Source organism: Paenibacillus typhae, from assembly GCF_900099765.1.
In the GTDB taxonomy this organism is placed as follows: Bacteria; Bacillota; Bacilli; order Paenibacillales; family Paenibacillaceae; genus Paenibacillus_AQ; species Paenibacillus_AQ typhae.
Map to the genome: position 1 here is coordinate 31,929 of NZ_FNDX01000043.1, position 21,015 is coordinate 52,943.

Consider the following 21,015-nt stretch of genomic DNA (forward strand, 5'->3'; position numbering starts at 1 on the left):
CGTAAAGTCGGGGTAATATGTATTTATTACAAGAAGGTTTAAGCGAGGAGGGGGAAAACAAAGATGGAGAGCAGTGAGGCAATCCGCCCTGAAAAAATGGGGCCGCTGGTCATGACGGAAACCTGGAATACCCCGGGCAGTGTAGAGTCCTGGGAGCGCTCGGAGAGTATTTATATCGTCCGCGGTGAGCGTGCAGGCATCGCCTTTGTCTTTTTAAATGACGAGATCTTCCGGATGAAGCTGTTCCACGGCCAGGTGCCTGATCTGACGACAACGCCGGCTGTACTCGCAGAAAGCTGCATACCGCATCTGTTTCCGGTGGAGGAGGATGAGGATCAGCTGGTGTTTACGACCAGCTGCATCCGGCTGATCATAGAGAAGACATCCTTTCTGATCCGGGTGGAGAATCTTGCAGGCGAAGTGATCATGCAGCAGAATCTGACCAGCTGGAATCCGCGCGGCGCCAGTCATGCGGAATATGATATGCAGCCGGATTCCCATTTTTACGGGCTGGGTGAGAAGTCGAGCTTCCTTGATAAGCGCGGGGAACGCTATACGAACTGGAACACGGATGTGTTCGCCCCCCATCTTCCGGAAATTGAGGCCCTGTATGAATCCATTCCGCTGCTGATCCATATGCACGGTGAGCTGGCTTATGGCTTGTTCCTGGATAACACGGGCCGCAGTGACTTTGATATGCGCTCGCACGGGGTGGCGTTCACCGTTGGCTGCTCCACAGGGGCTTATGATATATATTTTATCAACGGGCCTGAGATGAAGGATGTTGTCAAAAGATACACGGCCCTCACCGGACGGATCGCTCTTCCGCCAAAGTGGTCTATCGGCTATCACCAGTCACGCTACAGCTATATGAACCAGCAGGAGGTGCTGCAGCTGGCCAGAACCTTCCGCGAGAAGAATATCCCCTGCGATGTTATCTATCTGGATATTCATTATATGGACGAGTACCGGGTATTCACCTTCGATCCGGTTAACTTTCCTGAGCCGCAGAAGATGATTGCCGAGCTGGGCGAGCTGGGTGTGCGCATTGTGCCGATCGTAGACCCAGGTGTCAAAAAGGATCCCAAATACGAGGTGTACAAAGAAGGCGTGCTGAACAAGCATTTTTGCCGGAAGCTGGAGGGGGATATCTTTTTTGGCGAGGTGTGGCCCGGCATCAGTGCTTTCCCGGATTTCAGCGACAGCCGGACCGCGGAGTGGTGGGGGGATCTGCATAAGTATTACACGGATCTCGGCATCCAGGGCATCTGGAATGATATGAATGAGCCGGCGGTATTTAATGAATCGAAAACGATGGACCTCGATGTCATGCACTTCAACGACGGGCGTCCGGTTACCCATGAGGAATACCACAATCTGTACGGGATGATGATGTCGAAAGCGACCTATGAGGGGCTGGCGGAGCATATGGCGGGGGAGCGTCCTTTTGTGCTGACCCGGGCCGGCTACGCAGGCATCCAGCGGTATGCTGCAGTGTGGACCGGGGATAACCGCAGCTTCTGGGAGCATATGGCCATGGCTATGCCGATGGTGCTTAATATGGGACTGTCGGGGCTGGCCTTTGCCGGTCCGGATATCGGCGGCTTTGCCCATCACACCTCCGCACAGCTGCTGGTGCGGTGGACGCAGATGGGTGTGTTCTTCCCGTACTGCCGCAACCATTCCTCCATCGGTACGCTGCGCCAGGAGCCCTGGTCGTTCGGAGAGGAGGTCGAGGGCATTCTGCGTGAATTTATCGGTCTGCGCTACCGGTGGATGCCGCATATTTATAACCTGTTCCATGAAGCGGAAGATTGCGGGCTGCCGGTAATCCGGCCGCTGATTCTGGAGTATCCGCGTGATCCCCATGTGACCAATCTGTGCGACCAGTTCCTGCTGGGTGACAATGTGCTGATCGCCCCGGTCTACCGCCCGGATACCGATCACCGCTCGGTATATCTGCCGGAAGGCTGCTGGCTGGATTATTGGGACGGCGAGGTGCATGAGGGCGGAAAGCACATCCTTGCAGCTGCACCGCTGCACATTATGCCGATGTATGTGAAGGCGGGCAGCTTTACTGCCGAGGGTCCGCTAAAGCAATATGCGCAGGAGGAGATGGAAGAGACCGTTATTTTCCACTTATACGGGGCTAAGGCGGAAAAAGACTTCACGGCATCGTTTACACTGTATGAGGATGACGGGCACAGCTTTGCTTACCGCAAAGGGGCGTATTCACAAATCGCAGTGGAGGCAAAGGGGACCGGAGACGGGCTGCTGCTGAACTGGTTCTATAAAACGGATGCTTACAAGCCCCCGAGGGAGATGCTTCGCTTCGCGCTCTGCTACCCTTTCTTCTCGGCTGATGATGTAGACGGGCTGCCTGAGATCAGTCTCGATGAGCTGAAGGAAGGACGCAAGGGGTGGGCGCGTAACGGCAAAAGCGGCGCAATCCTTATCCAGGTTCCGGATGAGCGGAGCGGCGGAGAGCTGCGGATCAGAGCCGGGAATTGAGGAAACAGATTAGGGCTGCCTTATGGAGGCGGCCCTTTTGCTGCGTCTTGCTGTGGGATTTTATTGAAAAAGAGCCAATCATCTCTTTGCGGAGGCCTTCGCCGACGCGATACATTTCAATTTCTATATTAAATTGCAGAAAATATTGCAGAAACGTTTTTAAATCACGGCTTTTTCGTATAAGATGAAGGGATGAAGAAATTGTTTCGGTTCAAAATCTATATCTCGCGGAGAAGGATACAGTCCACCGGAGGGGACGGGCTGGCTCTTTCTGTTTGCTTAAGGACAGGAGATCACCAATGATTAAGCATCTGTATGCAATATGGCTGGGGGACGTTTTATTTTGCTTCTCTGGTGAAACCTCGGAACCCAAGGTTGACGCGTGGACACGCGTGGTCAAGAAGCTGGAGTTCCGGGGCGGGGGGCGTCCTTTCGCGGGTGCTGCGCTGCGGCTGGCAGAAGTGAAATATCCCGTGGCAGCTGCTGCGGAAGGGAAGGCGGCCCGGCGCAGTTTGCCGGGGCGGACGCTTGAAGGGCTGGCGCTGGGGCCGAAGGAAGCCTTCGACCTGCTTCTTGTCTGGGACGATGAGCTGTGCCGTGCCCAGGGTGTGGAAGCCGGAGGCGAAATGCGCTACTGGGCGGCTGCGGCCCGGTTTGCACTGGAGCTGATGGCTAAGGGGGCGATAGTGCCCGGTGCGATGCCGCCCCGCCCGATCGGCACGCGGCGCCGCGGCGGCGAGCAGGCGGCTTCCGCCTGCTGGTTCCCTTCCTTCCGTCAGGAGGGAGATAAGGAGTTCTTCCTGCAGCTGGCGGCATCCATGCCGGTGCTTGCGCTCGGAGCCCATGTTGCCGAGGAAGGGGATCTGACTTCGCGTGAAGATGCAGGGGGATATGTACTGTATTCCTTCTTGCAGGCAGTGATAACGGCCGAGATCAAAAAAATAACTGCCGGCTCCGAAAGCGAGCTTGGTCCATATAAAGCAAATTACCGCCGCGGCTATTCCCCGCTGACTGAGCTATGGTGGAACAGCCTGCTCACGGGCAGCCGGGAGATTCCGGTCCAGGGAACACCGGCAGAGGTATCCGAGCTGCTGGCCGAAGTGAACGGGACCCTGGCCGGCGGAATGCCACGGGCCAGGGCGGAGGAAGAGCAGACCGGCCAGCTCGGTCTGGGCCTGCGTCTGGAACCGCCGGCGGACGAGAGCGAGCTGTGGCAGCTGACCTTCTGGGCGGAGAGCCGTGAGGAAGGGGAATTCTGGCTTCCGGCTGCAGCCATCTGGAGCAGCCCGGAGCGCGAGTTCACCCTTTGGGGCAAGCGGTACCGGAATATCCAGCAGCAGCTGCTGAATGCACTGGGCCGCGCTGCCAAAATATCGCCCGATATTCAGCGGGCGCTGAACATCCCTGCACCGGCGGGGGCGGAGCTTGAACCGGAGCGCCTCTATTTCTTTTTGAAGGAGAGTGTGCAGCAGCTGCGTGAATGGGGCATTACGGTGCAGATGCCTTCGCGCTGGAGCCGGGAGGGCCGCCGCCGGGTCGGAATGCGGATGAAGATGCAGCTCCCGCAGGCCGGGATGGACGGACCTGCACAGCCTGCACTGGGGATGGAGGAGCTTATCTCCTTCCGTATCGAGGCTTCGCTTGGGGACAATCCGGTCAGTGAAGAGGAGCTGAATGCGCTGGTGGAGGCCGGAGTACCGTTTGTGCGCTTCCGGGGTGAGTGGATCGAGGTCGATCCCAAGGAAATCCGCCAGGTGCTGAGATATATGAAACGCCATGAGGGCGGGGAAATGTCGGCTGCGGACTGGATGCGCCTGGAGGCCGAGGATGGGGAGGAAAGGCACTGGAAGGGCATGTCGGTCACAGGGATGGAGACCTCCGGCCTGCTGGCATCGCTCATGCACGGGGATGTTCTGCGGAGTCTGCCGGTGCGGACAGTGCCGGATGGCCTGCAGGGGACGCTGCGGCCCTATCAGGAGCGCGGCTATCAATGGCTGGCTGCGCTCAGCGGCCTGGGCTTCGGAGTATGCCTGGCCGATGACATGGGCCTGGGCAAGACGATCCAGGTCATTGCCTGCCTGATGGACCGGGCGCTGAGCGCTCCGGCTGAATTCCGGCATAAGCCGGCGCTGATTCTGTGCCCGACCTCGCTCCTGGGAAACTGGCAGCGTGAGCTGCAGCGTTTTGCCCCGTCGCTGAGTGTGCATATTCATCACGGGGGAAGGCGGATACGCGGAGAAGGCTTCGCGGAGCTTGCCGCCAGCCATGAAATTGTGCTGACTACCTATCATCTGGCCGGCCGGGACAGCGAGGACCTGGCTGCGGTACGCTGGTCTACGGTCGTGCTGGATGAAGCGCAATATATCAAGAATCACCGGACCAAGCAGGCACAGAGCGTAATGAAGCTGTCTGCCCCGTACCGGATTGCCATGACAGGCACGCCCGTTGAGAACCGGCTGGGCGAGCTCTGGTCGATTTTTCACTTTTTGAATCCCGGTTATTTGGGCTCCTATCACTCCTTCCGGCAGCGTTATGTGTCCGGGGAAGGCGGGGAACGGCTGCAGGAGCTGCACCGGCTTGTGTCACCGTTTCTGCTTCGCAGGCTCAAGAGTGACCCCGATATTTCGAAGGATCTGCCGGAGAAGCTGGAGCTGAAATCGTACTGCCCGCTAACAGAGACGCAGGCGGTGCTGTATCAGGGGGTAGTGGATGAGATGCTTGGCGTAATCGGCGAGCGCTCCGGCATGGCCCGGCGCGGTCTCGTTCTGTCCTCGCTGACCAAGCTGAAGCAGATCTGCGATCACCCTCAGCTGTTCCGCAGGGAAGAAGGGCGGAGCGGGCGAAGCGAGCAGTCGGGCAAAATGGAAGTCATGTTCGAGGTGCTGGACAGCATTGCCGAGCTGGGCGAGTCGGCGCTGATTTTCACCCAATATGTATCCATGGGAGAGCTGCTCGTCAGCAGGCTTGCCAAAAGATACGGCCAAACCCCGCTGTTCCTGCATGGCGGCATCTCTAAACGGGAGCGGGATGAGATGGTCCATGCGTTCCAGGAGGGCGAAGGGCCGGCGTTCTTCGTGCTTTCCCTCAAAGCGGGCGGCGTCGGGCTGAATCTTACCCGGGCCAACCATGTCGTGCATTATGACCGCTGGTGGAATCCGGCGGTTGAGAACCAGGCGACCGACCGGGCTTTCCGGATTGGCCAGCATAAAAATGTGCAGGTGCACAAGCTGATCTGCCAGGGCACACTGGAGGAGCGGATTGACGAGCTGATTGAGCGCAAAAAAAATCTGTCCGAGCAGGTCGTCGGCTCCGGAGAGAACTGGCTGACAGAGATGTCCAATCATGAGCTGCAGGAGCTGATTGAGCTGCAGGATCAGGACTGGATGTAGAGCGGTAAGTAAAGGGGGATCTAACCATGGGCAAACTGCCGGAACAGAGGCTTAAAATCGAACCTGGAATGCTGGAAATATTGCCTGGGCAGGGAACGGTGCAGGAGGACGGTGCCGTTAGCAGCAGTGCTATTACAGCGTCCGCATACTCCTGGGCGGTTCCGCAGTGGGATCCGGCACAGAAAGATAAGGTGCTGCGTCAGCTTGCCGGGCAGCCCGGAGAGCTGTATGACCTGCTGCAGGGAAAAAGCACCGGCAGCATGGCAGAGCTTCAGCTCCTGCCTCCCGGGCTGGAACGGGCAGATTCCGGCACAGAGACAGCTGCGGCGCTGCCCGAATGGGCCAGAATGCAGCTGCTGGAAGAGCCGCTGCTGGGGTTCAGGCTGCGCGGGATGAGTAAGGAGGAGCTGCTGGAGGGAGTGTTTGCCCTGTGGGCAGAGGAGGAATATATCCGGGAGGACGAAGGCAGTGCAGCTCCTGCCAGCATGCTGGCAGCTGAGCTGGCAAGGCTGGAACGGAAGGGACCGGCTGTTACTACAGGGGGATGGCTGGCGGAAGCGGCGGCCGAAGGCTCGCTGCATCAGCCGGGACCCTTGTTTCACGAGCTGGCCTCAAGACCGTTCCCGGCTTCGCCGGCAGTGGCCCGGCCGGACGAAGACTGGCTGGGGCTGCTGCCGAATACGCCGAGGGCGGGCGAAGGCCTTGCGCTGATTATGCGCAAGGCGGCTGAATCGGCAAGGCGCCGCGCATCGGAGCAGGGCAGTCAGTAAGGGCGGGAGCATCGCGTCAGTCACAACAAAACAAGGCAGTGCCGGGAAGCTCTTGTGCTGTCCGGCACTGCCTTGTTGTATTTGTGGGTTAGCCCGCTGTATCAGCCGGGTTTGCGCTATCCTTATTCTTCCGCCAGCTTATCAGCACCGCGGCTTCCTTCAGACAGCTCAAGAATTTCGCGGCGCAGACGGAGCATCCTCTGGTCCAGCTCATCAGCCGCACGCGCGGCCTCCTTCAACTCCTCGGCTACATGCGGCGGAAGCTGCTTGTCGAATTTATAGTACAGAATATGCTCCATGCTGGCCCAGAAATCCATGGCCAGCGTCCGAAGCTGTATCTCTGCCTTAACCCAGCGCGTCCCTTCGAGCAGTACGAGGGGAATCGCTACAATCACATGCAGGCTCTGATACCCGTTCGGCTTCGGCTGGGCGATATAATCCTTGATCTCGAGCACGCGCAGATCCTCCCGGACGCACAGATGATCCACCAGCCGGTAAATATCCTTCACAAAAGCACAGACAATCCGCATCCCGGCGATATCATGAATGTGCTGCTCCATATTTTCAAGGGTGAAGGGATGCCCCTTGCGTTCCATTTTGCGCAGAATGCTCTTTGGCTCTTTTATACGTGATTTGACATGCTCGATCGGGCTGTAGCCGTCACGGACCTGCCATTCTGTCTTGACTACATCAATTTTATTCTCAAGCTCGTTCAAGGCATGGCGGTAAAGCGCAGGCAATGTCTTGAGATCCTCCAGCCTTCCGGCAAAATCCTCGGTGCTCTGCCACTGCTTCATATCCTTTACATGCACCTGCAGCTGATTCAGCGTAACTTGCGTACTATCGTCTTCTTTCACTGATACTCTCCCGGGTTTCATTATTTGTGACTGTTTTATTTTAACTGATTTTATGCCCTGGAAGCAAAATAAATGCCGACCCCGGCTGAAAGCCGGTAACAGCAGAATAAGGATTAGGGAAGCGGTTACATTAAAAAGCGGAAACATTCCTTGCGCGGCGGCGTATTAGCATACATATCGTGAATGTACGGTGTTTTATTTATTCGTTGGAGAACCTCCATCGTATCCCTTGTCCTCATAACCGGTATTTTCGAGTTTGGGCAGGACGCCGAGCTGTCTGATCGTCTGCTGTGTGTCCCCGCTTCCCACCTGGTAAAGATACCGGTAGAGCCGAATGGTCCCGTCATCAAACTGGTCTGCAGCGTCATCATGATCTGCGGATTTGTAAGGCACGGCAGCACGGCGGAAGGCGTATTCGTCTCCGCTTGCCAGATTGTCCAGAAGCTCCTGAAGCACCGTCAGCTCATCAGGGGTAACCCGCACCTCGAATTCACCCGATTCACCGGGTACGTCCTGAATCAGTCCATGGGTGACAGATACGAAATAACTTTTCCGTTGTTCGTCCGGCAAGTTGATTCCCTCCCTCATTTTTGCGGTTAAGGTTTGCTTGCAGGCAGCCTTCCTTGAAGGGCGGCAAAGCCGCTTCTACTTGCTAATATACACAGAACGACAAATAATGAATCTATTCGAGACATTTGGTATGATAGAAGCACGTTTTAAGGTTACAAAGTATTACATAGGCTTCTTATGAAGCTTTACGGCTATTTAACAGCCCTATTCTCATCTGGAGAAGGAGGAACTATGATGAATTTTCTGCAACGTATCAAAGACAGTGCCAGCCGGGTGAGTGAAAAAGCGCAAAGCTCGGTGGAGATCGGCAAGCTTAACGGGCATATTTCCGATATTGAACGCGAGATGGAACTCGAATTTATGAAAATGGGCCAGCTGTTCTATGAAGGCTACCGTTCGCGTGACATGTCGGTGGCTGAAGGCAGGATGGTGGAGCTGTCCAAGGTCTGCCTGAAGCATCAGGAGCAGATTGATGAGCTGCGCCACAGAATTGCCGAGCTCAAAAATGAGCGGCTCTGCGTGTGTGGTAATGTAGTTGCACTGGATGCCAATTTCTGCCCGAAATGCGGGCATAAGCTGGAGGAGCCGGTCAAAAAAGAGGCCCCGGCTGTAACAATCCGTAAGATTCAAGAGGATGAGGAAGACGAGTTTTACGGTGAGGATGAATTAACCGAGGAAGAAAAGGAGCTGGCGCTCCGGTCAGAGCCGCGGACCGTATATACCGAAGTGCTGTATGATTCCAAGGAGTCTGAGCCGCAGGATTATGCCGGGCATAACCATGAAGCCGAACGTGAACGCCGGGAAGCGGATGAGCTTGAGCGGGAGCGTGAACGCCAGCTTGAGCTGGACCGCCGGATCCGGGACTGGAAAGGCGGAGGCTTGTCTGAGGAAGCGGCGGCCTACAGTGAAGAAGGTGTGCGGGATATGGTCAAATGCCAGATATGCCGGGCGGATCTGCCCAAGGGCTCAATGTGGTGCCCGCGCTGCGGCTCTGAACAAATCTAGCTCAGCGGTACAACAGGTTACATGTGCAGCACCGAACCGCAGATTCACAGTTTGAGTTTGTAGGCATACTAGGAGGACAACATAGATGGAACAGTTGCTGCTGCATCTGCGCAATTTGGGGTTCACAGAGATGGAATCCAAGATTATGGTTGAACTGGCTACCAAGGGGGAAGCTTCTGGCTACGAAGTGGCTAAACAGCTGGGCGTATCCAGATCCAATGTGTACGCGGCGCTTCAGCGCCTGACACAGCAGGGGTATGTACGCTGCGGTGAAGGGGAGCCGGCCCGCTACAGCGTGCTGAACCCGGAGGAGCTGGCCACGATGATTTCCGGCCGGGTGCAGGCCTCGCTGGCTTTTGTGGAGAGCGAAATGCCCCGCGGCGGTCCTGTCAGCCAGTCGTTTTACAATATTGAAGGGGACCGTAATATGCTGGGGGCGCTCACCCGTCAGCTGAATCTGGCCGAGAAGGAAATAGTGGTCGATGTATGGCGGGAGGAGGCCTCCCTGCTGCGCAGCGAGCTGGAACAGGCGGAGCGGCGCGGCGTGAAGCTGCTATGGGCTTTTGATGGCGGTAATACAGCTGCGGCCCCTTACCCGGTATGGCCGCCGCTTGGCGGCAAGCCCCGCCGGAGCGGAGGAAGAAAGTTCTCTTTTGTCATCGACCGGAGCTGGTGCATGCTGGGGATGCGTTATGAGGACGGCACGGCCCAGGCGGTGGTGACTGAGCATGAAGTGCTGGTCGAGCTGCTGCTTAACCACTTTTCACAGGAAATGGTGCTCTTCGAGCTTGAAGAGGACATGGGAGCCGAGCTGACCAGACGCTACGGTGACCGCTACAGCCGCATTTACAGCAAATATGTGATGCATGAGAAGGAACATGATACAGACATGGAGTCTGACCCGGAGGATTCCGGCGATAGCCGGGAAGAGTAGCGTATATGGCCCGGGCGAGACTATGCTAGGGAGGTGATAAGCGTGGAATGTATTGTTCATTTTGATGTACAGCATCCCGAAGGTCCCAAGTCGCTGCGGGGTCTGCTGTTCCTGGATGAGGGCAAGGTGCCGGGGGAGAAAGAGCTTGTGGAGATGTTCAAGGATATGAAGTTCAATGTCCGGCTGGCTGACCGCGACAAGCTGATCTTCAAACCGGTCAACGCCGGCGAATCCTACTCCGAAATCCGGATTACAAGCTACGACGGCGGCAAGCCGGGCAGTAAGGAGGATCATGATCTGAAGTCGATCGTCGGTAATCTGCTGCCGCAGAAGCCGTCCGGCCTGTAGGATAGGGTTAGCAAAGGCAGGGTCCATAGGAATAGGAGAAGAAAAGAGGGAGCACGGATGGAGTTATTGAGCCGCAAGGTCTTGGATGAAGGAATTGTTCTCGGTCAGGGAGTGCTCAAGGTGGATTCTTTTCTGAATCACCAGATGGACCCTTTTCTGATGCGTGAGGTGGGCCGCGAGTTCACCCGCCGCTTTGCCGGTGAAGCGATTACCAAGGTGCTGACAATCGAATCCTCGGGCATTGCCCCCGGGATTATGACGGCCCTTACGCTTGAGGTGCCGCTGATTTTTGCCCGCAAGCAGAAATCGCTGACGCTGACGGAGGACATCTATGTCGAAACCGTCTACTCTTTTACCAAAAGAGAGAGCAACGACATCACCGTCTCCAAAAAGTTTATCGCACCGGGTGAGCATGTGCTGATTGTGGATGATTTTCTGGCCAACGGTGAGGCGGCCTTCGGGCTGGCCCGGATCGTGGAGCAGGCTGGAGGTACGGTAGCCGGTATCGGCATCGTGATCGAAAAAGCCTTTCAGCCGGGCAGCCGGCTGCTCAAGGAAGCGGGCTACCGCGTGGAATCGCTGGTGCGCATCGCTTCGCTGGAGGACGGCGTCATCTCGTTTGTAGAGGAAGAAGAGGGCCAGGCAGATTAGAGCACATAAGCTGTACGGGAAGTGTTACACATACTTTTGAGAGGACTTCGGGCTTTTGCTGGCCGGAGTCCTCTTTTTTGGGGTTTGGGTGAGGTTAAATGTCTGTGTTAAACGCAATAGACCGGGGATAGTGGCTTCGGCGGCTTGGCAATTAGATGGATTATCGCCACCTAATCTCGGCATATTACATGATTTTCATTCTTTAGGTGGAAAAACGCCACTTACTTCAGGCCAAAATTCACTTAGAGGGCGAAAATGGCAGAATTAGGTGGCGTTTTTCCATCTAATTGCTTTTCCCGGCAGTTGTGACGGAGATTAGATGGAAAATTTCCACTTAGCTGTCCGGCAGTCTCCGGTGTCTCGGCATCAAGCCGCCCGCCAGCTTGGCGCGGCAGGTTTTACCTGCGGGTTGGCTGAAACGGTTCCGTTATATATTCCAGGCAGGCTTAGCTGTACGGGAGCCGTTAAGCCGGCGCTGGCCGGGTTGTCCGGCAAGGCTGTCTGCAGGCGGATACGGCTCCCGGCTTGCCTTCTGAGCCTGCAGCGTCTGTATCGGCCGCTCGTCCGCGGGCTCCCTGTCAGGCTCAGCCGCTCGCCCGGCAGGAGCGACCCTCCGCCGCAGCAGCCAGCGGCGACAGCACGCGCAGCGCGCCGGGCTCGCAGCGCACGGCCAGCGGCGCCGTGCCCAGCGGCTCGCCGTCGCCGATGGCGTGGCGCGGCTGCGCGAAGCGGACCGCTACGCTGCGTCCGCGCAGCATCGTCACGAAGGGCAGCGCCACATGCGTGCCCTTCAGCAGCGTCGGGAACAGCCGCAGCACCTGCGCGCGGCTGCACCCGTGCACGACGCAGACGTCGAGCCGGCCGTCGCCGCTCTCCGCCTGCGGGCAGATCAGCAGCCCGCCGCCATAGCTTGGCAGGTTGCAGACCGAGACGAGCCAGGCCTGGTCAAAGGCCTGCTCTTTGCCGTCGAGGGTCACGCTCACGCGGCAGGGCTTGAAGGTGATCAGCGTATGCAATATGCCGATGATATAGGCCAGCTGCCCGGCGCCGACGGCATTGCACAGCCGCTTATAGCGGCTGTTATTCACGTTCACGGCGACCTGGGCATCAAAGCCGCTGGCGACGGCGGTCAGCGTCAGGCCGCCCGTGCCGGCGAGCAGATCCGCCTCCAGGCAGCCGTCCTGCAGCGCGGCGTCCAGCGCAGCTTCCGTGTCCAGCGGGATGCCGAAGCCGCGCGCCGTGTCATTGCCCGAGCCGGCGGGAATCACGCCCAGCGGGACGCCCCGGCGCCGCAGTGCGCCAAGCACGCTGTGGATCGTGCCGTCCCCGCCGATCAGGATGGCGGCGCGCCAGTCCTCGCGGCGGGCGAGGGCGCGCAGGACCTGCGCCTCGGCCTGTTCGGCGCTCTCGGTAAATAGCGCTTCATAGGCAATGCCGCGTGCTTTCAGCATAGCTTCGACGCTCAGCCAGGTCCGCTGGCCGGCACCGCCGCCGGAACGGGGATTTATAATCAATAAGTACATGGATGCTCCTCCAGCCTGCAGATTCTGTATGTCCTGATTCCATTGTACGGAGTAGACAGGCAAAAGGGAATCACTATTACACTGTCTGCAGCGGGAGTAACCGGCTACAGCTGGAGGAGCTGACTCTCCGCAAGATCACCGGCCCAGGGCAGCTTATACCACCTGCCACTCAGGGAATGAAAGAGCATCAGCAGCCAGACGGAAAAGGCGAGCAGCGAGAGGATCGCTCCGATAAACCCTCCGATCAGCGGAATGAATCCGCTGATCACATGGGCAACCATCAGCACGCCGAACGCAATCAGCGACTGCAGCGCATGGAAGAGCACGAAGCGGCTGCGCTTCTCCAGTGCCAGGAACACGACGGGACCAACAAAGGGGAAAAAGTAACAGACAGCAGCAGCGATATTCTCGGGCAGTCCGGTAGAAGATTTAAAAGAGGACATAACGCTCACTCTCCTTGTACTTGGAGAAGAAGACGGAGATCTGGTGTTCTTCACACCGGCTGAACGCCTTCCCTGCTCCTTCCTTATAAGGAGCCTATGATTTGCGGATACAAAGTATGTGAAGCAAGCCTCAGGGATTCATCGCTGGAATGATATGCTGCTCGATTAGCCTGCGCGGATTCCGCCACCGGCTTACTGTGCTTTCGGCGGTAAAAATCACTGCGGCATCCAGCCCCGGCAGCAGCCAGAGCTGCTGGCCTCCGTGCCCGTGGGCAAGCCGGTAGGGCTGGCTGTTCATGCGGCCGTTCCAGAACTGGTAGCCGTAGTTCCCGTAGGCGGGGTAACCGTCAGTATGGGGCTGAAAGGACGCCTCCAGCCATTCCTGCGGGACAACCTGCCGCCCGCCATAGCTTCCTCCGCTGAGCAAACAGATGCCGAGCCTGGCCATATCCCTTGAGGTCAGGTACAGTCCGATGTGGCCCATGCTGTGTCCTTCAGGGCTGGGCAGCCAGGCTGCATGGGTAATGTCCAGCGGACCGAAAAGATACTCCTTAGCATAGCTGAAGGCATCCAGCCCCGTGCACTCACTGAGGATGACGGAGAGCAGATGGGAGTCGCTGCTGCGGTACTGGAAAAGGCCGATCTTAGCGGCATCCACAGGCAGATTCAATATATAAGGTACCCAGCGGCGGCTGCGCTGCATGTTACGCACCAGCGGTTCACCGAGCCTGCTGCCGGTTATCCAGCTGAACCCAGAGGTCATAGTCAGCAGATGATGCAGTGTCAGCCGGTTAAGCTGCGGATCTGAACGGGCAGAAAGATAGTGCCGGAGTGTGTCGGCAACAGGAAGGGCCGTGCTTGAAATCTCGCCCCTGGCGATGCCAATACCGGTAAGCAGCGATATGAAGCTTTTGGTGGCAGACCGCAGGTCATTTAGCATACCGGCATGGTGATTCCCGTAATACCGTTCAAATATCAGTTTCCCGTGGCGGACGACAAGCATACTATGCATTTTAGGATACGCTTTGAGAATCGTCTCATGAGCCTGCTCCAGCAGTCTGCCGGCCGTTCCCGTCTCCTCTGGATCAGTAAACGCTATTGGGGGAGCAGCCGCATAGGGAGTGCTCAGCAGGGACAGCTGTTTGTTCATAACGTCTCCTTACCTTTCAGCAGGTGTTTTTAAGGGCAGATAGTGTATTTTACCCAAAAGCCCGCTGTCTCACCTGCTTGGGGAGACATAAATAGTTGCAAAATTCCATACGCATATTTTACAAGGAAAGGTGGAACTTGGCCTTGAATATGATACAATAAGACGATAAGGCCCGAAAGGAGTGATTCAGCAAGTGGCTCTTCGGGTAAGTAAAGTGTCAAGATGTCTTTACCTTAAGGCGTCTTACTCTCAGCCCAAATCACGACGAACCTGCTTCACCGGCAAGGCGGACCTCCAGAACTCTGGAATGATAGTCTAGGCGGATAATGCAAGCTACGTATGTGTACGGTTCTTATCTTGCATTTCGAGGTTACGGCGGACTTTTCATCATGCATTCTCTACAACGGAGCATTCATTTTCAATGTTTTGGGAGGGAACTGATCATGGCAAGTAAAGGTCATAACGAAGTCAAGGAAAGTCTACGGGAAATGACACGCATTTTCCGGCCCAAAGATCCCAAGAAATTTGTAAAGGAGTACGTCCGGAAGTATCGGATCACAGGAGGCTATGAAGAAGAGCTGACTATGGTCGTGGAGCATGAGATGGGCAGGATTAACTCATCTGTCTCCTGATTTACACACAAGGATAGTGTTCTGAATTGATGACATGAAATGTGCAATAACATCCATGAGGATTCTCATAAACCGTGCCCGGCTGACCTATGTTGCTGGATACGGTTTTTTTTGCTCGTTTTCCGGCGGGAGAGAAGACATGCATTTCAAGATAAGTCAAGAGGTTCCGGCCGAACGGAATAATGTGAAATCGCTTACCTGGTATTATACTCTACTTCCGGTAAAAATGTAAGCGCTATAAAATGGCGGATTGACAAGCTTTTATGAGTTTAAAAAAGTATTTGTGAACTTGCTGTGAACGATTGACAAAAAACCCCCTTGAACTTATATTAATAGTGATTGTTATAATTGACAGGAAAATCCTCTAATCTACGAAATCGGGAAAAGCGGGGTTGATCAATGATGAAAACGTGGCAGGCCGGAAAGCGGCTTCTTCCCATGACTGCAGCACTTGGACTACTACTGGCCGGCTGCGGACGGGAGGACCTGTCGGTGCTGAGACCGCAGGGACCTGCGGCTGAAAGCTCGTTCGATCTGATGAAGCTGTCGATTACGATTATGATTGTCGTACTGCTGATCGTTTTTTCTATTGCGGCCTATGTGCTTATCCGGTTCCGCAGAAAGCCGGGCCAGCGTGAAATCCCCGAGCAGGTAGAGGGTAACTTCAAGCTCGAGGTCATCTGGACGGTCATCCCTCTTATACTGGTAGTAATCCTTGCTGTACCTACAGTCAGGGAAGTATTTGCCGCCGGCAATGACCATTCCAACGATAAAAATGCAGTCAAGGTCAAAGTGACCGGACACCAGTACTGGTGGGAATTCGAATATACGGATTATGGTGTAAAAACGGCTCAGGATCTGGTGATCCCCGCCGGCAAGGATATTGCTTTTGAGCTGAGAACGGCGGATGTGCTGCACTCCTTCTGGGTCCCTTCCCTGTCAGGCAAAATAGATACCAACCCTGACGGTACGGTGAACCGCTTCAGCTTCAGTGCACCAAATGAAGGCGTTTACCGCGGGAAATGCGCGGAGCTGTGCGGACCTTCCCACGGGTTCATGGAGTTCAAGGTGAAGTCAGTCAGCGAAGCGGAGTTTGAGCAGTGGCTGGCTTCGATGAAGGCTCCGGCCGTGCTGCCGGAAGATCCGCAGCTAGCCGAGAAGTTTAAATCGGCCTGCCTTACCTGCCACGCGATAGGTGATCAAACTATGGGAAGCGGGCCGAACCTGACTGGAATCGGCTCCCGGGAATCGGTGGCGGGCATTCTGCTGAATGATGATACAGGCGTGGATGGAGCGCCGATCCTCGATAACCTCAAAACCTGGCTGCATGATCCGCAGAGCGTCAAGCCGGGCAACACGATGCCTGATCCCAAAACAGACCTGGGCTTAACCGATGAAGAGGTCGATGGCATTGCCGAATATCTGGCCGGCTACACGCTGGACTAGAGCCAGGTTGAGAATAGCGGAAGCAGCATATTTGAAAAGGGGGTACGAACCTTGGCTCAAACAGCGCAATCCCTGAATCCCGCCCGGCCGCCGGAGGCCGGCCACAGTGTTAAGCGTTATACCGGGCTGATGGACTGGATTACTACCGTCGATCACAAAAAAATCGCCATCCTCTACCTTTGGGCCGGAGGTTTCTTTTTCGGAATCGGCGGGCTTGAGGCCATTCTGATCCGCATCCAGCTGATCAAGCCGATGAATACCTTTCTGGATGCCCAGACGTTCAACGAATTAATAACGATGCATGGGACGACAATGATTTTTCTCGGGGTCATGCCCGTCATCTTTGCGCTGATGAATGCGGTCATTCCGCTGCAGATCGGCGCACGCGATGTGGCCTTCCCTTTTCTCAATGCGCTCGGCTTCTGGACCTTTCTGTTCGGCGGCCTGCTGCTCAATCTAAGCTGGGTTATGGGCGGGGCGCCCGATGCCGGCTGGACCTCTTACACTCCGTTATCCAGTACCACTTACAGTGCCACCCACGGGGTGGACTTTTATACGATCGGGCTGCAGATTGCCGGGCTGGGTACGCTGATCGGCGGCATTAACTTTCTGGCTACAATCATCACGATGCGTGCGCCCGGAATGTCTTATATGCGGATGCCGATGTTCGCCTGGACTACCTTTATCACCTCCGCCATCATTCTGTTCGCCTTTCCGGCGATTACTGTAGGCCTTGTGCTGCTAACCTTCGACCGGATACTCGAGGCTAACTTCTTCAATCCTGCCACGGGCGGCAATCCGGTGCTCTGGCAGCATATTTTCTGGATTTTTGGCCATCCCGAAGTTTATATTCTCATCCTGCCGGCGTTCGGCATCATTTCTGAGGTCATTCCAACCTTTTCACGCAAAAGATTATTCGGCTACAGCTCGATGGTCTTCGCCACCATTCTGATCGCCTTCCTGGGCTTCATGGTCTGGGCGCATCATATGTTCACAACCGGCCTCGGTCCGGTGGCGAATGCTTTATTCTCGGTGTCCACGATGCTGATTGCCGTTCCAACCGGGATCAAAATCTTCAACTGGCTGTTTACGATGTGGGGCGGACAGGTGCGCTTTACCACTCCAAATCTGTTCGCTGTCGGTTTCATTCCAACGTTCACTATGGGCGGGGTAACAGGCGTTATGCTGGCTTCGGCTCCGGCGGATTTCCAGTTTCATGACACCTATTTTGTCGTAGCCCACTTCCATTATGTTATTGTCGGCGGTCTGGTGCTGGGGCTGTTCGCCGGACTGCATTACTGGTGGCCCAAAATGTTCGGGCGGATGCTGAGCGAAACCCTGGGCAAATGGACGTTCTGGACCTTTATTATCGGCTTCCATCTGACCTTCTTCGTCCAGCACTTCCTGGGACTCATGGGGATGCAGCGCCGCGTGTTTACTTACCTGCCGAACCAGCAGTTTGATACGCTGAATCTGGTCAGTACAATCGGGGCCGGGCTGATGGGTGTCGGAATGCTGATCTTCCTGTGGAATATCTTCATCACTTCGCGCAAACCTGCTGATGCTGCCGATGATCCCTGGGAAGACGGGCGGACGCTGGAGTGGACGATTCCTTCGCCGCCGCCGGAATACAATTTCAAGCAGACCCCTCTGGTACGCGGAATAGATGCCTTCTGGAAGGAAAAGCTGGCCGGCCATAAAAGCATGACGCCGTCCGAGCCGGTAGGCTCCATCCACATGCCGTCTGCGACGATTCTGCCGTTCGTGATGTCGGTGGGTATTTTTATCGCCGGGCTTGGCTTCATGTTCAGCCGTGATACATTTGGCAGCGAGGTGCTAAGCTTCCTGTTCAACAACTATATCGTGACCGGTCTTGGTCTGGTGATTACGTTCGGGTCGATGCTGATGCGTTCCTTGTTTGACGACCATGGCTGGCATATCGAGCCTGAAGAGCTGGAAGGAAGGTGAGTAGGGATGACGACTGTACATGCTGAAGCCGGAAAAGGCACCCTCCCGCATGAGCCTGAAAAAGCGACGCTGGAGGGCCGTAACAAGGTGCTCGCCTTCTGGCTGTTCCTCGGCGGGGAGGCCGTACTCTTCGGGACGCTGTTCGCCACCTTTCTGGCGCTGCGTAACTCGACGAACGACGGCCCCTCCGCGGCTGAGCTGTTCCACCTGCCGCTGGTAGCGGCAGCAACGTTTTTGCTGCTGGCCAGCAGCCTCACCAGCGTGTTCGCCATTCAGGCGATGCACCGCAACAAGCCGAAGGAGCTGCGCGGCTGGCTGCTCATCACTGTGGTGCTGGGTGCGGCATTTCTTGCGCTGGAGATCTACGAGTTCAGTGTATATGTAAGGCATGAGGAGTTTGGGATGACGACGAGTGCCTTCAGCTCGGCGTTCTACACGCTGGTCGGCTTTCACGGCGCACACGTTGCGTTCGGAATTGTGTGGATCGCCATCCTGATCGGGCAGCTCGTCCGCAAAGGGCTAACTGTAGTAACGGCACCTAAAATCTACGTATCTGCGATGTACTGGCATTTCATCGATGTCGTGTGGGTATTCATCTTCACGGTAGTATACCTGCTCGGAAAGGTGGGCTGAACCATGGCGACGGAACAGCATTCGCAGGAAGGCGGCGTGAAGCACCGTCACCGGCATGAGGGGCCGCAGCGGCATATTGTAGTGTTTGTTTTTTCAGTGTTGCTGACACTGCTTGCCTTCGCGGCTGTAGCCGCCGGAGGGGTTAACGCCACCTTTGCCGTCATTTTGCTGCTGGTAATGGCTGCGCTGCAGGTGGTGCTGCAGATGGGCTTCTGGATGCATTTGAAGGACAAAGGGCATCTGCTGCCGATTGTGTTCATGCTGGGCGGTTTTTTTATCGCCGGAACCTGTATTGTTATGGCTCTTTACTGGGTGTGGTGGGATTAGCGTTGTATTCAGGAGGCCGGCGGGAGCTGCTGCCTCTTTTTGCTGTCGGTGGCTGCTATGGTTAGAAGACAGAGGACAAGGCGGGAGGCCGCTGCCTGCAATTGCCGTCCGTAGTCGACGCGAATGCCGTGTTTTCTAATACTTTTGATGGAGGGGGACTGTCCGATGCTTGGCTTGCAATACTTCAGCTTTGCCGATCTGTGGAGCCCGCTGCTGCTGGCGGCAACGCTGCTGCTGGCTGCGGGGTATCTGGTGCTGATCGGGCCGCTGGCTCAGCGGTTCCCCGGCTCGGCGGAGGTTCCGCTCCGGCAGAGAGCGATGTTTCTGGGCGGGCTGCTGGTGCTCTATCTGGCTCAAGGCGGTCCGGTCAGTTTGCTGGGGCATATCCTGTTTTCTTTTCATATGGTCAGTATGGCGCTGTCTTATCTGATCGCAGTGCCGCTGATGATGCTGGGGATTCCGGAATGGTGCTGGCGGGCCCTGGTGAGGGTCAATCCGCTGCGAAGGCTTTCCTTTCTGGCTCATCCTGTGGTGGCGGCGCTGCTGTTCAACGGACTGTTCTCGCTGTATCATATCCCGGTCATTCACGACTATGTAATGCTGCACTTTACGGTGCACAGGCTGTATTACACAGTGCTTTTTGTGACCTCGGCGCTGATGTGGTGGACGCTGATCAATCCGCTGCCAGAGAGCCGGCGGGCCGGCGGACCCGTTAAAATCGGCTTTATTTTTCTCAATATGGTGCTGCTCACACCGGCGTGCGGGCTGATCATTTTTGCAAGCAGTCCGCTCTATGCTACCTATAGCGATCCGGCTGTCTGGGCGCGGGCGATGGGCTATTGTGTATCCGGTGATCCGGCGGCGCTGCTGCAGGCTTTTGGCGGACCGGGTTTCTTTGGAGGGCTGTCACCCAAGGTGGATCAGCAGGTCGGCGGAATCGTGATGAAGTTCATTCAGGAATTTATTTTTGCCTCGATGCTTGCTTATGTCTTCTATCATTGGTATAAAAAAGAGAACGGGCAAGACGATCCGGATCTTTCCGGACCCTCCGGCGAGCTGGGGGATGGCGCATTGACCCGGGTATAGCTGGCAAGCACCGAGGAGGATAAGCATGGATATCTTTACAGTGTTTCCAACGATCAGTACATCGTTCATCGTAATCAGTGCGGTGCTGGTGGCTATCGGCTGGAGACTGATCATCATTGGCAAACGTGAAGCGCACAAGAAGACAATGATCGCTGCCGCCGTGGCTGCAACTCTGTTTTTCATTGTGTACATGTCAAGAACGGTATTTGTAGGAAATACATCGTGGGGCGGACCGGACAATCTGTCGACGCTGTATCATATTTTTCTGATCTTCCATATCGTACTGGCCACCGTCGCCGCCGTGTTCGGGATCACGACACTGGTCTGGGGCTTTCAGGGCAAGTATGCGAAGCACCGCAAGCTGGGCAGAATCACGGCTGTGACCTGGTTCATTACAGCTATCACAGGAGTCGCGGTATATGTGCTGCTGTACATATTTTATCCGGGCGGCCACACCAAGCCGGTCTGGGATGCCATCTGGGGCTTCTAATCTTATAGGCATGCAGGCGAATCGGCCTGCGCGCAGCTGTATCCACTATGGAGCGGGCTGCTGCGCGGGCCTTTTTTTATGTGTGTTGAAGGGTGGACGGGGTGAAATAACCGGATGCCTCCATGCGGGCCGGCAGATACCGGACTGATCTATGGTGGCCGGCAACCCCCGGGTTACGTGGACGGCCGGCGGCCGGGTGGAATAGAGGGAAAAATCCCATTAATGGCGCTTGGAGGAGGCTGAAATGGGCGGAATAGAGGGGAAAATCCCCTTAATGGTGCC

At 56.2% G+C, this 21,015-nt stretch carries 19 protein-coding genes; 14 read left to right on the forward strand and 5 right to left on the reverse strand.

From position 1 onward, the window contains the following. The first annotated feature begins 63 nt into the window (after nucleotides 1-63). From BLR64_RS24140 to BLR64_RS24150, 3 genes are all read left to right on the forward strand, one after another. Nucleotides 64-2,511, forward strand: a complete 2,448-nt coding sequence (locus BLR64_RS24140) for a glycoside hydrolase family 31 protein (RefSeq protein ID WP_090718534.1) — start codon at nucleotides 64-66, stop codon at nucleotides 2,509-2,511. A 299-nt stretch (nucleotides 2,512-2,810) separates the two neighbouring features. Then, nucleotides 2,811-5,900 carry a DEAD/DEAH box helicase gene (locus BLR64_RS24145; protein WP_090718537.1) on the forward strand — a complete coding sequence of 1,030 codons (3,090 nt, stop codon included), beginning with the start codon at nucleotides 2,811-2,813 and terminating at the stop codon, nucleotides 5,898-5,900. Nucleotides 5,901-5,926: 26 nt separating this feature from the next. Then, entirely contained in the window at nucleotides 5,927-6,670 is a 744-nt protein-coding gene (locus tag BLR64_RS24150; protein WP_090718540.1) for a hypothetical protein, read from the forward strand. A 122-nt stretch (nucleotides 6,671-6,792) separates the two neighbouring features. Here the strand turns inward: BLR64_RS24150 and BLR64_RS24155 are convergent, their stop codons facing one another. Beyond that, nucleotides 6,793-7,467, reverse strand: a complete 675-nt coding sequence (locus BLR64_RS24155) for a GTP pyrophosphokinase (RefSeq protein WP_090718581.1) — start codon at nucleotides 7,465-7,467, stop codon at nucleotides 6,793-6,795. Nucleotides 7,468-7,722: 255 nt separating this feature from the next. Next, on the reverse strand, nucleotides 7,723-8,097 hold the full coding sequence (locus BLR64_RS24160; protein WP_090718543.1) for a hypothetical protein: 375 nt from the start codon (nucleotides 8,095-8,097) through the stop codon (nucleotides 7,723-7,725). 234 nt (nucleotides 8,098-8,331) lie between these two features. Here BLR64_RS24160 and BLR64_RS24165 point away from each other — a divergent pair, with 234 nt between their 5' ends. The 4 genes from BLR64_RS24165 to BLR64_RS24180 all read left to right on the forward strand — a co-directional run bounded on the left by BLR64_RS24165 (nucleotide 8,332) and on the right by BLR64_RS24180 (nucleotide 11,035). After that, a complete protein-coding gene (locus BLR64_RS24165) occupies nucleotides 8,332-9,102 on the forward strand; it encodes a zinc ribbon domain-containing protein (protein ID WP_090718546.1) in 771 nt (256 codons plus the stop codon). 85 nt (nucleotides 9,103-9,187) lie between these two features. After that, the gene (locus BLR64_RS24170) at nucleotides 9,188-10,036 is read left to right on the forward strand and encodes a TrmB family transcriptional regulator (RefSeq protein ID WP_090718548.1); all 849 of its coding nucleotides are present in this window, start codon (nucleotides 9,188-9,190) and stop codon (nucleotides 10,034-10,036) included. Between the two features lie 42 nt (nucleotides 10,037-10,078). Then, nucleotides 10,079-10,384: a hypothetical protein gene (locus tag BLR64_RS24175; RefSeq protein ID WP_090718551.1), complete on the forward strand. Its 306-nt coding sequence runs from the start codon at nucleotides 10,079-10,081 to the stop codon at nucleotides 10,382-10,384. 57 nt (nucleotides 10,385-10,441) lie between these two features. Then, nucleotides 10,442-11,035 carry a xanthine phosphoribosyltransferase gene (locus BLR64_RS24180; protein WP_090718553.1) on the forward strand — a complete coding sequence of 198 codons (594 nt, stop codon included), beginning with the start codon at nucleotides 10,442-10,444 and terminating at the stop codon, nucleotides 11,033-11,035. Between the two features lie 584 nt (nucleotides 11,036-11,619). On the opposite strand, the gene BLR64_RS24185 is transcribed toward BLR64_RS24180, so the two are convergent. The 3 genes from BLR64_RS24185 to BLR64_RS24195 form a co-directional block, all read right to left on the reverse strand. Continuing rightward, nucleotides 11,620-12,558, reverse strand: coding sequence for a diacylglycerol/lipid kinase family protein (locus tag BLR64_RS24185; protein ID WP_090718556.1), 939 nt, complete (start codon nucleotides 12,556-12,558; stop codon nucleotides 11,620-11,622). A 104-nt stretch (nucleotides 12,559-12,662) separates the two neighbouring features. Then, complete coding sequence (locus BLR64_RS24190; RefSeq protein ID WP_090718559.1) at nucleotides 12,663-13,001, reverse strand: DUF4870 domain-containing protein; 339 nt, start codon at nucleotides 12,999-13,001, stop codon at nucleotides 12,663-12,665. Nucleotides 13,002-13,131: 130 nt separating this feature from the next. Then, nucleotides 13,132-14,151, reverse strand: coding sequence for a serine hydrolase domain-containing protein (locus tag BLR64_RS24195; protein ID WP_090718561.1), 1,020 nt, complete (start codon nucleotides 14,149-14,151; stop codon nucleotides 13,132-13,134). Between the two features lie 443 nt (nucleotides 14,152-14,594). On the opposite strand from BLR64_RS24195, the gene BLR64_RS24200 reads away from it, so the two are divergent. The 7 genes from BLR64_RS24200 to BLR64_RS24230 all read left to right on the forward strand — a co-directional run bounded on the left by BLR64_RS24200 (nucleotide 14,595) and on the right by BLR64_RS24230 (nucleotide 20,733). Beyond that, complete coding sequence (locus BLR64_RS24200; RefSeq protein WP_039869425.1) at nucleotides 14,595-14,783, forward strand: hypothetical protein; 189 nt, start codon at nucleotides 14,595-14,597, stop codon at nucleotides 14,781-14,783. Nucleotides 14,784-15,182: 399 nt separating this feature from the next. Continuing rightward, on the forward strand, nucleotides 15,183-16,229 hold the full coding sequence (gene coxB / locus BLR64_RS24205; protein WP_090718564.1) for a cytochrome c oxidase subunit II: 1,047 nt from the start codon (nucleotides 15,183-15,185) through the stop codon (nucleotides 16,227-16,229). A 129-nt stretch (nucleotides 16,230-16,358) separates the two neighbouring features. Beyond that, the gene (gene ctaD, locus BLR64_RS24210) at nucleotides 16,359-18,197 is read left to right on the forward strand and encodes a cytochrome c oxidase subunit I (protein WP_090718583.1); all 1,839 of its coding nucleotides are present in this window, start codon (nucleotides 16,359-16,361) and stop codon (nucleotides 18,195-18,197) included. Nucleotides 18,198-18,203: 6 nt separating this feature from the next. Further along, nucleotides 18,204-18,830: a cytochrome (ubi)quinol oxidase subunit III gene (locus tag BLR64_RS24215; protein WP_068723116.1), complete on the forward strand. Its 627-nt coding sequence runs from the start codon at nucleotides 18,204-18,206 to the stop codon at nucleotides 18,828-18,830. Nucleotides 18,831-18,833: 3 nt separating this feature from the next. Continuing rightward, nucleotides 18,834-19,157, forward strand: coding sequence for a cytochrome C oxidase subunit IV family protein (locus BLR64_RS24220; protein ID WP_090718568.1), 324 nt, complete (start codon nucleotides 18,834-18,836; stop codon nucleotides 19,155-19,157). 165 nt (nucleotides 19,158-19,322) lie between these two features. After that, nucleotides 19,323-20,243, forward strand: a complete 921-nt coding sequence (ctaG, locus tag BLR64_RS24225) for a cytochrome c oxidase assembly factor CtaG (protein ID WP_090718571.1) — start codon at nucleotides 19,323-19,325, stop codon at nucleotides 20,241-20,243. A gap of 25 nt (nucleotides 20,244-20,268) precedes the next feature. Continuing rightward, a complete protein-coding gene (locus BLR64_RS24230; protein ID WP_090718574.1) occupies nucleotides 20,269-20,733 on the forward strand; it encodes a DUF420 domain-containing protein in 465 nt (154 codons plus the stop codon). The last annotated feature ends 282 nt before the right edge of the window (nucleotides 20,734-21,015 follow it).

Excerpts from the sequence above, each read along its gene's own strand:
- BLR64_RS24195 (WP_090718561.1), bottom strand. The coding sequence starts at position 14,151 with ATGAACAAACAGCTGTCCCTGCTGAGCACTCCCTATGCGGCTGCTCCC.
- BLR64_RS24150 (WP_090718540.1), top strand. The coding sequence starts at position 5,927 with ATGGGCAAACTGCCGGAACAGAGGCTTAAAATCGAACCTGGAATGCTG.
- BLR64_RS24190 (WP_090718559.1), bottom strand. The coding sequence starts at position 13,001 with ATGTCCTCTTTTAAATCTTCTACCGGACTGCCCGAGAATATCGCTGCT.
- BLR64_RS24200 (WP_039869425.1), top strand. The coding sequence starts at position 14,595 with ATGGCAAGTAAAGGTCATAACGAAGTCAAGGAAAGTCTACGGGAAATG.
- BLR64_RS24140 (WP_090718534.1), top strand. The coding sequence starts at position 64 with ATGGAGAGCAGTGAGGCAATCCGCCCTGAAAAAATGGGGCCGCTGGTC.
- BLR64_RS24155 (WP_090718581.1), bottom strand. The coding sequence starts at position 7,467 with ATGAAGCAGTGGCAGAGCACCGAGGATTTTGCCGGAAGGCTGGAGGAT.
- BLR64_RS24220 (WP_090718568.1), top strand. The coding sequence starts at position 18,834 with ATGGCGACGGAACAGCATTCGCAGGAAGGCGGCGTGAAGCACCGTCAC.
- BLR64_RS24145 (WP_090718537.1), top strand. The coding sequence starts at position 2,811 with ATGATTAAGCATCTGTATGCAATATGGCTGGGGGACGTTTTATTTTGC.
- BLR64_RS24215 (WP_068723116.1), top strand. The coding sequence starts at position 18,204 with ATGACGACTGTACATGCTGAAGCCGGAAAAGGCACCCTCCCGCATGAG.
- ctaD (WP_090718583.1), top strand. The coding sequence starts at position 16,359 with ATGGACTGGATTACTACCGTCGATCACAAAAAAATCGCCATCCTCTAC.
- BLR64_RS24165 (WP_090718546.1), top strand. The coding sequence starts at position 8,332 with ATGAATTTTCTGCAACGTATCAAAGACAGTGCCAGCCGGGTGAGTGAA.
- BLR64_RS24170 (WP_090718548.1), top strand. The coding sequence starts at position 9,188 with ATGGAACAGTTGCTGCTGCATCTGCGCAATTTGGGGTTCACAGAGATG.
- coxB (WP_090718564.1), top strand. The coding sequence starts at position 15,183 with ATGATGAAAACGTGGCAGGCCGGAAAGCGGCTTCTTCCCATGACTGCA.
- BLR64_RS24185 (WP_090718556.1), bottom strand. The coding sequence starts at position 12,558 with ATGTACTTATTGATTATAAATCCCCGTTCCGGCGGCGGTGCCGGCCAG.
- ctaG (WP_090718571.1), top strand. The coding sequence starts at position 19,323 with ATGCTTGGCTTGCAATACTTCAGCTTTGCCGATCTGTGGAGCCCGCTG.
- BLR64_RS24180 (WP_090718553.1), top strand. The coding sequence starts at position 10,442 with ATGGAGTTATTGAGCCGCAAGGTCTTGGATGAAGGAATTGTTCTCGGT.
- BLR64_RS24230 (WP_090718574.1), top strand. The coding sequence starts at position 20,269 with ATGGATATCTTTACAGTGTTTCCAACGATCAGTACATCGTTCATCGTA.